This is a genomic window from Rudaea sp., assembly GCF_057139185.1.
Genome location: NZ_DBNHDN010000021.1, coordinates 1 through 13,825 on the forward strand (window position 1 = coordinate 1; position 13,825 = coordinate 13,825).

At 63.5% G+C, this 13,825-nt stretch carries 9 protein-coding genes, 1 pseudogene and 1 other annotated feature; of the genes and pseudogenes, 6 read left to right on the forward strand and 4 right to left on the reverse strand.

The features are described from left to right. Positions 1-435, reverse strand: a pseudogene (locus tag AC16HO_RS07305) (transposase); the annotation flags it as partial. Next, positions 137-253 (reverse strand) — a sequence feature (AL1L pseudoknot). It overlaps the preceding pseudogene by 117 nt. A gap of 85 nt (positions 436-520) precedes the next feature. On the opposite strand from AC16HO_RS07305, the gene AC16HO_RS07310 reads away from it, so the two are divergent. Genes AC16HO_RS07310 through AC16HO_RS07320 form a run of 3 tightly spaced genes read left to right on the forward strand, consistent with a single transcriptional unit; the run spans position 521 to position 6,479 of the window. Continuing rightward, complete coding sequence (locus tag AC16HO_RS07310) at positions 521-1,801, forward strand: hypothetical protein (protein WP_395643414.1); 1,281 nt, start codon at positions 521-523, stop codon at positions 1,799-1,801. After that, on the forward strand, positions 1,798-3,681 hold the full coding sequence (locus AC16HO_RS07315; RefSeq protein WP_395643413.1) for a hypothetical protein: 1,884 nt from the start codon (positions 1,798-1,800) through the stop codon (positions 3,679-3,681). Before AC16HO_RS07310 ends, AC16HO_RS07315 begins: the two co-directional genes overlap by 4 nt. Then, positions 3,678-6,479: a helicase-related protein gene (locus AC16HO_RS07320; protein WP_395643412.1), complete on the forward strand. Its 2,802-nt coding sequence runs from the start codon at positions 3,678-3,680 to the stop codon at positions 6,477-6,479. The genes AC16HO_RS07315 and AC16HO_RS07320 overlap by 4 nt, the downstream gene beginning before the upstream one ends. Here AC16HO_RS07320 and AC16HO_RS07325 read toward each other — a convergent pair. Further along, the gene (locus tag AC16HO_RS07325; protein WP_395643411.1) at positions 6,476-7,909 is read right to left on the reverse strand and encodes a PcfJ domain-containing protein; all 1,434 of its coding nucleotides are present in this window, start codon (positions 7,907-7,909) and stop codon (positions 6,476-6,478) included. The genes AC16HO_RS07320 and AC16HO_RS07325 overlap by 4 nt on opposite strands. A gap of 19 nt (positions 7,910-7,928) precedes the next feature. Then, positions 7,929-8,093: a hypothetical protein gene (locus AC16HO_RS07330; protein WP_395643410.1), complete on the reverse strand. Its 165-nt coding sequence runs from the start codon at positions 8,091-8,093 to the stop codon at positions 7,929-7,931. Between the two features lie 552 nt (positions 8,094-8,645). On the opposite strand from AC16HO_RS07330, the gene AC16HO_RS07335 reads away from it, so the two are divergent. Then, complete coding sequence (locus AC16HO_RS07335; protein WP_395643409.1) at positions 8,646-9,311, forward strand: hypothetical protein; 666 nt, start codon at positions 8,646-8,648, stop codon at positions 9,309-9,311. Between the two features lie 12 nt (positions 9,312-9,323). Here AC16HO_RS07335 and AC16HO_RS07340 read toward each other — a convergent pair whose 3' ends face one another. After that, the gene (locus AC16HO_RS07340) at positions 9,324-11,447 is read right to left on the reverse strand and encodes an AAA family ATPase (RefSeq protein ID WP_395643408.1); all 2,124 of its coding nucleotides are present in this window, start codon (positions 11,445-11,447) and stop codon (positions 9,324-9,326) included. A 362-nt stretch (positions 11,448-11,809) separates the two neighbouring features. On the opposite strand from AC16HO_RS07340, the gene AC16HO_RS07345 reads away from it, so the two are divergent. Both AC16HO_RS07345 and AC16HO_RS07350 read left to right on the forward strand, forming a co-directional pair. Next, entirely contained in the window at positions 11,810-12,523 is a 714-nt protein-coding gene (locus tag AC16HO_RS07345; protein ID WP_395643407.1) for a hypothetical protein, read from the forward strand. Between the two features lie 58 nt (positions 12,524-12,581). Next, a complete protein-coding gene (locus AC16HO_RS07350) occupies positions 12,582-13,652 on the forward strand; it encodes a helix-turn-helix transcriptional regulator (protein ID WP_395643406.1) in 1,071 nt (356 codons plus the stop codon). The last annotated feature ends 173 nt before the right edge of the window (positions 13,653-13,825 follow it).

A 13,825-nucleotide genomic window follows, 5' to 3' on the forward strand; every position in this document is an offset into this window, starting at 1 on the left:
CCTTGCGCGCGCCGTACACCGCCATGTTCTCGGCGAAGACACGACGGATCGATTGGCACAAGTCCTCGTCGCGGCGCGCCCGCGCCGAACGGCGATCCGGATGGCGGCGTTCCTGTGCATGGCGGCGGTATGTCGATGGAGCAATCGGCAAGACGCGGCAGATCGGCTCGACTCCATGGACGGCGCGGTGATCGTCGATGAACGCGATCATGGCTTGAACCGGCGGTCGAGCTCCGCCTGTGCAAAATACGCCGACGCCTTGCGCAAGATCTCGTTCGCCTGGTGCAGTTCTCGAATCTCCCGTTCCAGCGCCTTGAGCCGATCACGCTCCGGCGTGCTCAGCCCTGCGCGCTGGCCTTCATCGACCTGCGCCTGCCGTACCCAGCGCCGCAACGTCTCCGACGTGCAGCCCGGCTTGCTGGCCACCGTGACGATCATGGTCAAGAGGAAGAGTTGAGCCACTCTCAACTAATCCGTGGTCCGGAAAAACCAGGCAGGTCAGTGACACAATAGCGATGTCATGAGCTCAAGTTGGTTCTCTCCTGCGCCCAGCGAGGTTACGACGTCGAGGCTCTCGCTCGACTTCGGCCTGCGCGCGGCGGACCTGTTCTTCCGCGAGCTCGTGGTGCCGGAGTTGGGGCGCATCTGGTTCGCGCGGCAGCTCTCATGGCCCCTGGCAGCGCTGGCGCTCCACGAAGAGCTGGCGAGCCACGGCTCGAACGCGCCGAAGCCCACCGCCATCTGCCACGGCATCGAGGCGCTGGCGTGCAAGCTGGAGTACGAAGCCAACTCCGATCGCGAGACCCGTTCACGTCGTATTCTCGGGAACCGGGCGTTTGGTCGTGAAGACGGCCACGAGGCGTGGTCGTTCCACAGGCTTCGCCAGGCGTCGTACTACGTGCGGAACACCCATCGTCAGGCCGCAACTCGGGCGGTTCGCGTCGATGGTGGGCTCGGCTTCGCACGCGGCTCCCGCTTCGATCTCCTCGAGCTGGAGCCGGTTGGGCGCGCCCTCGCGAACGCATTCCTCAACCAGAACGTCGGCCAAGGAGGCACGACGCTGCGGAAGTGGATCGTGGGCTGGCTTCGCGACGAGAAGAAGCTGCCCTCGTCGCGTGCGAGCTTCCGTTCGGCGCTCTCACCCGAACACGCCACCGACGATGAGCGCGCACTCGTCCGCTCGCGGCTCCTAGGGACGTCGACCCCGGCGAGCGAGAAGCGGCAACGGTTGGCGCAAGCAGTGCGGAGCGCGGCCGCGATGCTGGACATTGAAGGCACCGTGGTCGCGTGGCTGCAAAAACGTGACCATCAAGAGCAGGCCAACGAGATCCTCGCCGCGCGCGCGTTCGGCGCTGTGCTCGACCGTGCCCGCGACGCGGTGGCGCGCTTGACCCGTGCGGTCGAGCCTGCGCGCGGAGGAGTGAAAGTTCCGACCCTGGTGGCGGACTCGGGCATCAAGCGCGCGCTCAAGGACCTGCGCTCGGCCACGAAGAGCTATGTGGAGAGAGCGAACGTGGCTGGCGTGAACGAGCCAACGAGCCGCGCGTTCACCGGCGCCGTGGCAGTCGCCGATGACGCCGAGGCGATCAGGCTCGTGGTTCGTCGTGCTGGCGAGGTACTCGGGCTCGCCGATGGGGCCGTTGTTCGAGGAGCGCTGTTCCGCGTCATCGGCGGCGCGGATGAGGCCCGCGACCTCGAGGACGGCGCGGCGAGAATCGAGCCCGATCGGACGGGCCGAACGTTCCGTATCGCCAATCTGCACGCGCTCCTGCGTGATGTCGATCAGCGAGGTGCGCGATGAGCGCCGAGACGCTGCTCGACATCTTCGTCCCGCCAGAGGGCATGGTCGGACACAGCGCCGCTCTCGTCGCGATGACCGGCGCCGAGGATTTCCTCGAGGACGCCGCACAGCGGTTCACGGGGCTTCGTCCGCGACAGCGCGCCGAGCTGGGACACGTGCTCTTGTACCTCATGCTCGACGGGCACGCGTCGTCCTCGCGGAAGGAGGTGTTTCCTCCCGGCCGCATCCCTGGTCTCCACGAGCTCCAGCCACGGGCGGTCGCTCCTGGCTCCCTGCTGCACGCAAAGGTCGCGCTGCTCGCTTTCGCCCCAACCCGGACCGGGACCCCAAGCCATCTTCGCCTCGCGGTGATCACGGCCAACTTCACGTATACATCCGCTCGGCAACAGCTCGAGTTGGTCTGGGTCGTCGATGTGCCGCTCGACGGCAAGGCGCCCCCCGAGGATCGGGCCGACATCGTCGCCGCTGGTGCGTTTGCAGAGGCTCTACTCGCCAGACGCTTCCATCGTGACGAGCAGAGCCTTGCGCCGAAGGAGCGCAAGCTCACTGCGCGCCTCGATGTCCTCCTCACGGCGGCTTCGTCTCTCGCGACGAACCGCAAGCCCCGCTTCATCCACTCGCTGGACCGGCCGCTCTACGACCAGATTCGAGAGCGCTTCCGCAGCGCCATCGACAGGCCGAGGAACCTTCTTCTCTGCGGCTCCGGCTTCTACGAAGAGCCATCGGGCAAGGCGCGCAAGCCTGCCGTCTTCGGCAAGCTCGAAGACCTCGGGGTGTTCACGCCGAAGCCGTACCGGGTGGCGCTCGTGGAGCCCGGTGAGGCAGGCGCGGTCGCCGACTGGGCGCGGGAAGGAGACACGGACGGCTGGGAGATCGTTCGGCCCTATGACTCCCTTGACCACGCACGGCGGCTCCACGCGAAGTTCGTGTACGCGGGCTACCTTCGCGACGGCTACGCGAGCAACGGCTGGCTCTACCTCGGATCCGGCAACCTCTCGCGCAGAGGCATCCTCTCCCACGGCGGCATGCGCGAGGGGAACGTGGAGACCGGCGTCGTCTTCGAGGTTGCCGAGCGTTTCGCCCCAGAAGACCTCGAGCGCTGGCTGTTCTGGACGCAGGAACACGCCGAAGTTGTCGGTGAAGACGAGTGGGCCGTTGGTCAGGTCGGCGACGCGCCGGACGCGCAGCCCATCTTGCTGGCGCCGCCGATCCTCTCCGCGACCATTGAGACGACGCCGAACCGCCGTCTCCGTCTGCTCTGGCGCGAAGACGCTGCGACAGCGCGTGCAAGTATCTCGTGGATCGGGCGCGACTGGTTCGAGGTGCAGCGAGTCGAAGAGATCCCGCTTGAGGACGACGAGAACCCGACTGCGCTCCACGTGCGTGACGAGAGCGACCACAAGCGGGTCGTTCCTGTCGTCGACGCGGCCGGTCGAGTCGGATGGCAGCCGCCGCGCTTCGACACCTACGCGGACGCGCTCGCCGCGCTCCTCGACTTCCCGATCCGCCCGGCAGAAGCCACCGACGACGACGATCGCGATGAGGGTGACGACGGCAGATCCAAGGGGCCTGGCGTTGGCGAGGCGATCACGCAGGAGAAGAGCTACGGCCTCCACGCAGCGGCCGAGCTTGTCGAGAAGGTAGCCGCGCTACAGGCGGCGCTGCCCGAGTCGATGATCGACGACTGGATCGACCACCTCGACCGGATGTTCCGCGCCTCGTTCCCGGAGACGCTCATCGCGACCTGGCGTGCGCATCGCCTCGACGTCTTCGCGCACCTTCGGGAGCCAGAGCTCCGCTCGCCACACCTTACCGACAAGCAGCGAGCCCGGTATTTCGAGGTACTCGACGGCGCCGCCCGCGCATGGGGGCTGCGGTGAGCTTCTCGTGGGCGCGCGCGGCAACCGCGCTTCGAAAGCTCGTCGGGGAGGACGCGGCCAAGCCTCGTGAGGAACAACATCTCGACGAGGGGCAGCGAGCCTCGCTCACGTGGATGGCCGAGCGCCTGCCGCAGAGCGGTGTCGTGCTCGCCGATGAGGTCGGAACCGGCAAGACCCGCATCGCGTGCGCCGTGGTTCACTCGGTGCTGGAGGCGGGCGGTCGCGCGGCCGTCGCCGTCCCGCATGGCCTCATGCACCAGTGGGCCGCGGAGTCTCGCAAGCTCCGCGCGAACAGCACTGCACCGAAGGAGCTGACGACGTTCACGGAGTTCCTGCGCGAGGTCTCACCGAACGAGGCGTCGTGGAAGGACTTCAGCCCGCGTCCCGACGAGTCCGAGTGGTGGCTCATCTCTCACGGGTTCCGCGCGCCTTTGGTCCGCAGCAATTCTTACGTCTGGCGCGCAGCGCTGCCCGCGTTCGTCGAGCTTCATCTTGCGTCGCGTGCCGATCGCCAAGACGGACGCACACGGATCGGCAAGCTGCAACGCGAGATCGAGAACGCGCGGGCCTCGTGGTGGGGCTGGAACGGGATGGCTCGGATCGCGAGCGAGGTCGCCCCGCGCGTTCGTGGACGGCGAGACCTGCGTAAGCGAATGGAAGCGCTACCGCCGCTCAACGTATCGAGCTGGAACAACGACGCGCTCCTCGCGCGGTTCGGCAATGGCGGCGACGGGCGCGCGCTGACCGAGGAGCTGCTGGGGCTCTGGCTGGGCGAGTTCGACCTGCTCGTTATCGACGAAGCGCACAAGAGCCGAGGCGAGGTGGACGTCGATGACACGGCGCTGGGCGCAGCTTCGGGCCCGGTGTTGGCGCGCCTGGTCGACGCGCTGCTAAAGCAGCCCGAAGGCGGGCGGCGGCTCTGCCTTACGGCGACGCCGATGGAGTTGGAGCTCTCGCAATGGCTGAATCTCCTCGGCCGCGCGCGCAGCGGGATCGACCAGGAGCGCGGACGGCAGGTGGTGAAGCGCCTGCACGACGCGGCATCGCGCGCCGCCGTGGCTCCCGATGAAGGGAGTCGCCTGGACGAGCTGTGTGCCGCCGCGACTGACTTCACCAACACGCTGGCTCCGCACGTGACGAGACGTCGACGCGACGAGGACCCGCTCGTCGCGAGGTTCCGCGACGGCGCCGCGCTGCCCGAGGGGCTGCCGCATCCCCACCGACGACTTCGGCGCGTGCAGATCGGGTGGACCGAGACGGTTGGACAGAACTCGCCCTGGCTCGACGTCCTCTTCGCAGCCGAGTGCATGAGCCAAAGCGCTCGGGGACTTACGCTGAGGGACACCGCAGAGTGGCCACGGGCGGTACGCGACGCCTACACCAAGCTGTCCGCGGGGCACGTCAGCATCGACCTCTCCGAGACCAGCGAGCCGCTTCGGGTCCCCGAGGCTGGCGTCGTTGACGATCACACTCGAGGCAAGATCAGGCGCGCCGCCTACTGGTATCGGTGGCTCCGAGACGGGCGCAGGCGCGTGCTCGAAGCACTCCCACCCATGAACGACGCCGAGCTCGATCCTGACGCCGAGCACCCGCGCATCCTCGCCGCTGTGAAGGAGATCGAAGGCTGGACGTTGAGGCGCGAGAAGGTGCTGGTCTTCGGGGTCTTCCTCCGGCCACTTCACATGCTCACGGATGTTCTCAACGTTCGGCGTGCGCTTCGAGACGCAGACCAGGAGCGTCCATCAGCGCTCAACTTCTTCCCGGAGCGTCGAGGTTCGACGGACGCTGAGCGGAGCCGCCGTTCCAAGGTCCTCCTCGGCATCGCCGCCCAGCAGCTCGATCGAATGCGGGCCGAGCGTGATGACAACGGGGAGCCTGTTCTCAAGGGAAGGCTCGCGAGCGGAAACGGCGCCGAGATGCGCCGCGCGCTCGCCGACAGCCATAAGGCCTACGAGCGACTGCGGGACAAGGTGCGGCGACGGGCGAAGAAGCCGGTCGACGCTTGGCGCTCAGACCCGACGCTGCTTGGCGGCGCGCCCGCCGACCGCGAGCTGGAGGGCGCGCTCGAGGACCACCTCGTGTCGTTCGTCCTCGACGACCTCCTCGCGACGACCTCGGAGTCTGACGAGGTGACCGACGAGCGCTTCGCCTCCCTGACCAGGGAGTTCGTAGAGGAGCGTCTGCGCCCGCTGCTCGGCGAACTGGGGGACGAGGACGTCGATGAGGAGCAGGCGGTGCTTCGCCAGCAGGCGCTCCACGCGCTCCTCGAGGATGACGACGGTCGCCAGAGCTTCCACGCGCGACTGCTTCAGGGCGCGACGCGGTGGGAGACTCGACGGTACCTCCAAGCCGCGTTCAACCGGCCCGGCGCGTCGCCGTGGGTCCTCATCGCGCAGAGCCAGGTCGGACGGGAAGGGCTGAACCTCCACGAGTCCTGCCGCGTCGTCGTGCAATTCCACGCCGAATGGAACCCTGCCGTCCTCGAGCAGCAGATCGGGCGAGTCGATCGGAAGGGCAGCTGGTGGGAGAAGCTCGCAAAAGAGTGGTTGGATCAAGGCGCCCAGGGAGAGGCCCCATTCATCGAGGTTCGACAGCTTGTATTTGAGGGGACATACGACGCGTATCAGTGGGACCGGGTCATGAGCCGACAGCACGTTTTCGAAGCCAGTCTATTCGGTTCTCTTCTCCCAGCCGACGTGTGGGATCGTGTCCCAAATGACCGAAGGCAAAATCTGAAAAATGCCGCGCCTTCATTCAGACCGCCCCGGTGTTCTGACGTTGGCCCCTTGATGCGCTAATCAGATTGCCTCATTTCGAACGTCGCCTGATATCGCCGCCGCAATTCGTCGATTACCGGCAGGACCTCTATCGGCACGCTTGCATGCCTGAAGCCTTCCGCTTCACCCACCTCAGGCTTGGCAGCATCCCGTAATTCCAGGGAGACCGTCGCCACCGATTCTCCATTGCTCGCCCTTCTGATCGAGAAGATGCGCAGATTTCCGATGTAGCATTGATTCGCATATTTCCAGGAATGGGAAAGGCAGTTTTCCATCCGCTCGCCTTCCTCGGCCAAGTCGCGGTTACTGCACAGCGGGACGACTGCGTAAGGCCCGGACTCGAAGGTTTCGATGGCGCATTGCCACTCGATTTGCACCCGCTGCTTCGACCTCGACCACTGCTTCCATCCGGTACCCCAAAAGTTCGCATCGGGGTTGCGAGCCGCCATTTCCAGAAGCCAATCGAGCACGATGATGAGTTCCCCGCCGAAGGTCTGTTCCATGCAGTATTCCTCGCCACCGCACGCGCGAATCTGATCGAGCACGGCACGCGCCAAGTTGGGATATTCCAGCAACGGTTCGCCTCGGCAGACGGCAAGCGTCAACAGCACGGATTTTTCCTCGTGCGATGGCAGCCTCGGCGAATCGTCGACGGCAAGCAGGCGCAAGTACGGCAATGCTGACCCGTTCCACCGTTCCCATGGCTCGAAACACCACTGCTCCTGCTCGAACAATCGTGCGCCATGCCTGCACAGCAAGCGCCACATGCGCTGCGGTACGCCAGACTGGCGCAATTGCGCCCGCATCGATCTGACCGAGTCAAGCGCCGCTGCTTCGTCCGCCGCTTCGCGGCCCCATTCAGCCGCGATCTCGCTGCCCTGCCAGAGGCACCAGATCGGCAACAGGTTGATATTGTCGCGAGCGACGCACCTGGCTTCGTCCATGCGCCGCCACATCAAGGCAATGTCGGCGAACGTCAGCCACGGGAAGCGCATTGCGACGATCCATTTGCCGATTTCGTCGGGAAGTTCGGCCAGCAGTTCGTTCCGGATGGTTCGGAATTGCCGTCGCCGTATTTCGAGGAATTCGGACAGCCGCTTCAACCAGAATCCGTAGTCGAACTGCGGCGGTAGCGGCGGACGATCGAACAGATCCTGTTGACGTGGACAATCGAAGGGCAGGTAGTTCCAGTGATGCAGGCCGATCCAGAACGGGAACAACAGGTAGTCGTCAGCGCATGCACATACGCGCCCGACTGCGGTGGCCAGCCAGCCGCCATCCTCGATCGTGAACATCCGCCTGCGATGCGAGACGCGCAGTTCGAGATTGCCGCCGAATCGCGAGATGTGCTCGTCGCCTTCGGTGAGAAAGACCGGCGCGCGCTGAATTTCAGCGTAGACCTGTTCGTCGGTCGGCAGGCTTGCATCCCTGTCGAGTGTTTCGTTGCGCATGGCCGGAATCCCAAGTCGGTCAGAGTTCTTCTTCGCGCACGGGGACGCTGGATGGCAGGCCGAACCAGTCGCGGATTTCCTTCGGCTTGAAGTCCGGCGCGTCGAGTTTCTGCTTCTCCAGACTGCGGAAGACTCTCCTTTCGGCACGGAGAATCTGCTCCAGTGTGCGCACGAGCATGGGCATGGGTTGTCTCTGGACGCCTTTGGATGTGAGGGTATTGTCGTGCCCGCTCCCGACACCCACTGTCGCAAAGACGCTCTTGTTCGAGTTGGTAGGATTCGCCGGATTCCAGCCGCGCAGCGATCTCCGAGAGGGTTTGGGCGTGCCGGTGCGGGAGTGAGATCGGGTGGCCAGCACCTACCGACTTGCGGCGGATATCGGTATGCCAGACGCGGATCGGCAACGTCGATGAATTTCGTGGGGACAAGGGGCCGGAACGTAGCCGTTATTCGTCACCGAACAGATGCGCCAGGGCGTTGCGGATTATTTGGCTACGATCTTCCCGGCCACTACGCCCGGCTAACTTGCGCAGGGGCCGGATGTCAGCATCGGTCTACACCGCGATGGAATGGTGGGCATGCGCAAACGTGGAAACTGCGACCGATGCCCGATCCTCAGCCGGCCAGCTGACATCCTTGGCGTGGCGAATGGCAGCGCGGGCTCTGCGTGGAAGAGTGGCCATCCCCTTCACGGACTTCTATCATCGGCGAATCCGGTTGAACCCCGAGGCTGCCCATGCGCGCGAAGGAACGTATCGCAGACACGTTGAAGGCGAGGCTGCATGAATTGGCCGATCGCCATGCCGAATCGAGCCGCATCCGCATCCATCGCGCAATCAGCTGGCTTGGCCGCGCCGAGGCGGAAACGGCCGATCCCGATGCACGTTTCGTGTTTCTTTGGATCGCGTTCAACGCGGCCTATGCCCACGAGTTTGGCGAAGACGTGAACGCACGCGCGCAGTTGCACGCCTTCTTTGAAAAGGCACTGGCTTCGGATGCCCACAAGCGTCTCGCGGCTGTCTTGTTCCAGCAATTTTCCGGACCCATTCGCACGCTGGTCGAAAATCGCTTCGTGTTCGAGCCGTTCTGGCGGGCCCTGCGTGAGCACGACTCGAGTGATCGCTGGGAGATCAAGTTCGAGCAAAGCAAGAAGATCGCCTTGCAATCCATTGTCGGCAGCGAGACGGCAACCGTATTGTCGATCGTTTTTGATCGGCTCTACGTGCTGCGCAACCAGCTCATCCATGGCGGAGCGACCTGGAACAGTGGCACCAACCGCGCACAGGTGAAGGATGGCGCGAATATCCTCATCGCAATCATTCCGGTGGTGATCGGACTGATGCTCGATCACCCCGAGGTTGATTTCGGAACGATCCAGTATCCGGTTGTGGCGACGGCGTAACCGGTTCCGTGCTCACACAAACCCGATCGTGCGTTTGCGTCCTTCCGGCTTGATTGCCGTTTCACGTTCCAGCAGTTCGATGGATTCCCGAGCAGTGATTTGCGTTCCGCGCACCGCGAACTGGCGCAGCACGTTCGCAAAATCTCCGGGCGTCAGTGTTTCCAGGCGATCCAGTCGCCGTCCGAGACCGTCGAGGTCAAGATCCGCGTTTCCCGCCACGCGTACGAGAAATCGCCGCCGTTGCTCGCGGGTCAAATAGTCGAATTTCAACTTGAAGTCGAAGCGGCGCAGCGAAGCGGCATCGAGGGTATCGACGAGGTTGGTCGATGCCACAAAGATTCCGTCGAAGGCCTCCATTTGCGTGAGCAGTTCGTTCACCTGCGTCACTTCCCATCCCTGCTGCGCGCCCGTCCGGTCACGAAGGAAACTGTCGGCCTCGTCGATGACGAGGATCGCGTTTTCGTCTTTCGCACGCGCGAAGGCCTCGGCGATGAGCTGTTCAGTCCTGCCGACCCACATGCTGAGCAGGTCCGATGCGCGCCGCACCAGTACGGGCCGATCAAGGTGGCGGCCCAGGTAGTGCGCAAACGCGGTCTTGCCAGTACCGGGAGGACCGTAAAGGCAGATGCGGGCGTTGGACCCGCTGCCCAGGCTTGCCGCCAAGGCGGAAAGATCCGCACTGGCGTTGAGAAACTCCAGATCGTAATGCGCTGGGATTTCCGGCAGCGCAAGTGCCTTGCCAACGCCAGCGGCGCGCAGTGAACTCGTCAGCAAGCGCTCCACTTCGGCCTCGCGCTGGCGTGAGGTGCGCGCATGCAGGGTGCGCATTACGCGCGAAACCCGCTCAAGATGTGCTGGCGCGATGCGTCCGTCGCTGGCCAGTCGCTCGGCGAATGTCGGGGAGATTTCCCCTTCCCGAAAGTAGCGATCCACCAGGCGTCGGCGAACCGAACGCCCGGGTGTCCGGAATTCCATGATGATGTCGAAGCGCCGAAGGTACGCCGGATCCATGGCGCGGATGGAATTGCAGACCCAGAAGGTGGGTACGGGATTGGACTCGAGGGTTTCGTTGACCCAACTCTTGCGCAAGGAATCCGCATTACGATGGCGGCCAAAGAACGATGCGAAAAACCCGTCGTCATTGCTGCCGAAGACATCCTCGACTTCATCGAAGAGCAACATCTGTCCGGATCCGTCCACCATCAGCTGCTGGCATAGCGCGTAGGCACGAAAGCGCGCCGGGCCACTGATGGGATCTCCTTCCGAATCCTCGTTCGGAACTTCGAACAATCGGCAGCGCGATGCCTGGGCAAAAGCGCGCACGAATTCGGATTTGCCCGTGCCGGGCGTTCCGTAGATGAGCACGTTTGCACCGCGGCGCCGGTGTTTGCTTGCGTCGTGCGCATAGCGCGTGAGCAGCCCGATATCCGCGACGTGGGAAAAGTCTGCCATCGACAGCTTCGATACGGCGGCAGGGCGGACCAGGTTTCGAACCAGACTGTCGATGTCGAATTTGTTCGAGGTCATGCGCTCTGCGAGCCCAAAATCCATTTTCAACGGACAGCTGTCAAAGTCGTCATCCCCGGTCACCAGCAAGCCAGCACGCCTCAAGCGCGACCTTTGCCCAAAGACGCGCGTGGGGCCAGACATGCGCCGTCCGGCAATTCGGTTCAGCGCCACATCGAGTGCCGCCTTGCAAATGTGGCAGCGATTGAACAGGTCTCTGAAGCGCGGCTTCAGCGTGGCAATGACACAAAGGCGCAAGGCAAAGCGCTCGCGCTGACTCAGTCGCATGATATTGCACAGCTTTTCGATGTTGCCGGCCAGCGCATCGTCCTTGCGCTGGAACCGTTGCTCCAGATGCTCAAGCTGGTGCTTGAAAGCGGTTTTGACGACCTGCGTGGATAGCGGTCTCTTGCGCCCCTTGCGCTCATCTAGTCCAACGAGCGAGAGTACGTCGCAGTCCTCAATATCGCCGTCGCTGTCGAGCAACCTTCCGTACAAATCCAGGGCGGCGATGATGCGCAAGGCCAGGATGGCGCTTTCCTGCGCATGCGCGCCCCGCAATGGGATTCGCACAAAGTGGCTCGCGGACGAGCCGGTTTCGCCTTCTTCGTCGTCTTCGATATTGATCATGGAGGTTCCTCGTTGTCGTCGAGGAGCATGCGCCATGTTGGCGACAAACTGTGTCGTAAACGAATTGGCTGCGACATGAGGTGTCGTATTCGCAGACGATATGCGGCGTCACCCTTAATGCTGAAGGCCTGCATGCAATTCTTTGCTCATCCCGGGATGCTGGTGCAAAACCATTGAAATGAGTCTGCTGGAATCCGAGCCACAACTAAAAGGCGATGCCCCTTGGTTCGCTCATACGGTCACTGCTGCTGCCGGTGCTGTTCGCCTGTAAACCGCTGTGCCACGGCTTCCACTCAGCTTTGCGACACTTCCCGTCGCACAGGTCGGGCACGCTGTCCCCATCTGCCACTACTTATTGCACCATGCCGGTTCGAATCGAACTCCTGCTGCTCAATCCCGCACCGCGTGTCGTGATGGGATTACCGATCTTCATCAGCCGCGATGCCGGGCTATTGCATACCATGCTGCACCACCACGGCGAATGGCGGGACCACTCCAGCCACTGGCATGTGTGGCATTGCCGCAAGTCGGCCGAACTCATCTTGCAGGTGGGGTTTGGGCGCACCACTCGCAGCTTTCGCTATGCCGACAAGTTGGCGAACAACCTCGGGCCCGTGTGGACGGTGATATGGCCGTTGAAATTGCGCCGCGATGATTCCAAGGCGCAACGGGCTGAAGGTACGCTCGTTCCGGAAGGCATGTGGGTGTCGATGGCCGATGGCAATCCGGCGCGCGTCGCAAACGGCGCGGCGAGCATATTGCGGGACGTGCCGGACGACGGGTTCACCTGTGGCGGCGCGCTTGCGCTGGATATGAGCGCCATGCCCGCCAAGGCGGACCGGCAAATCGAGGCGATTGTGACGCGGTTGCTGGCGATACCGAAAATTCTTGCTCTCATCACCGCGCGACCCGGGCACTGCTTGCTGTTTCACCTTGCTTCGGCACGGTGCGGGCTGGATTCGCGCGCCCACGGCATTACCTTCGATCCTGTGCGATTTGGCCGGTTACCGAATCGGGAGCATGGTTGCCTGTTCGAAGCGAACCTGCGCTTCCTCCGTCCCGAGGCTGTGCCATGACTGCCTGGCCTGTCATGCCTGCCAAGGGCATCTGGCGCACCTGCGACACCGTGTGCGCATGAAGGTCTCGTCGTGCAATCAGGATGCAGATCGTCTGCTTCCAGCGCCACCGCCGACCGCGCCCGAACCCGTTACACTGCCGCCAAGCTCCTACGGCACCGGTTCGATGTCCGATACCATTCTGCGGCAATTGGCGATGCTCATGGCCATACCCGGCAAGCCGGGAAAGGTAACGGCGCGGCAGCTTCACGCCAACTTGAGCACCCAAGGTTACGAGGTGAATGTGCGCAGTGTTGAACGCGACCTGCACAAACTGTCCACGCAGTTTCCGCTGATGTGTGACGAGGCGCATCCAGCAGGCTGGTCCTGGAAGGAAGCCGGCTTGCACCACAACTTTGGAGGCATGTCACTCAGCGCGGCCCTGACGTACCAATTGCTCGAAAAGTACCTCAAGCCGCTGTTCCCGCCCGCCATGCTCGAGGACATGGAGCCGCAGTTTGCCCAGGCGCGTCAATCGCTGGTCTTGCTGGGTGCCGATCCCGTTGCTCGCTGGTCGAAGCGCATCGCGAACATTCCATCCGGACAGCCGCTGATTCCTCCAAAGCTCAAAGACGGCGTTCGCGATGCCGTGTACGAGGCATTGCTGCGTGACCGCCAGATCAAGGTCGACTATCTCTCAGTCGATAGAGAGCAACCGAAATCGTACCACTTGCATCCACTCGGTCTCGCCCATCGCGCCGGCGCGATCTACCTCGTCGCCACGGCGGAGAACTACACCGACCCGCGTCAATGGGCGCTGCATCGCATGAAGGCGGCGAAAATGCTTGATGCGACTGCGTCCATCCCGAAGGGATTCGATTTCCAGCGCTATGTCGAAACGGAAAAGGCATTCGAGTTTCCGACCGGGAAGAAGATCCGGCTGCAGCTCATCGTCAGTGAATGGCTGGCACGCCATCTCTCCGAATCGCTGCTGTCCACTGAACAGAAGATCGTGCCACTCAACGACAAGGAAGGACGCTCACGCGTCACGGCAACGGTCATGGAAACACAGCAGTTGGAGTGGTGGCTTAGGGGGTTGGGAGCGCACGTTGAGGTCGTGCGACCCATTCGATTGCGTCGCGCAATCTGATCTCGGGTCGTGTGAGCTTGCCCGGTATTCGAGAATCGCTCACGGACTCCCAACCAAGAACGTTCTCATTTGTTTGCCCAATCACGCCAATCAACCAAGTACGCCGCCAAAGCTGGAAGCGCACGATCGAAGCGCCGTGCTTCACGCCCGGCGCTTGCCGACCCCCACAGCGC

Bases quoted from the DNA above. Each gene is read 5' to 3' on its own strand.
- AC16HO_RS07340 (WP_395643408.1), bottom strand. From the start codon at position 11,447: ATGATCAATATCGAAGACGACGAAGAAGGCGAAACCGGCTCGTCCGCG.
- AC16HO_RS07325 (WP_395643411.1), bottom strand. From the start codon at position 7,909: ATGCGCAACGAAACACTCGACAGGGATGCAAGCCTGCCGACCGACGAA.
- AC16HO_RS07315 (WP_395643413.1), top strand. From the start codon at position 1,798: ATGAGCGCCGAGACGCTGCTCGACATCTTCGTCCCGCCAGAGGGCATG.
- AC16HO_RS07345 (WP_395643407.1), top strand. From the start codon at position 11,810: ATGCCGGTTCGAATCGAACTCCTGCTGCTCAATCCCGCACCGCGTGTC.
- AC16HO_RS07350 (WP_395643406.1), top strand. From the start codon at position 12,582: ATGAAGGTCTCGTCGTGCAATCAGGATGCAGATCGTCTGCTTCCAGCG.
- AC16HO_RS07335 (WP_395643409.1), top strand. From the start codon at position 8,646: ATGCGCGCGAAGGAACGTATCGCAGACACGTTGAAGGCGAGGCTGCAT.
- AC16HO_RS07330 (WP_395643410.1), bottom strand. From the start codon at position 8,093: ATGCCCATGCTCGTGCGCACACTGGAGCAGATTCTCCGTGCCGAAAGG.
- AC16HO_RS07310 (WP_395643414.1), top strand. From the start codon at position 521: ATGAGCTCAAGTTGGTTCTCTCCTGCGCCCAGCGAGGTTACGACGTCG.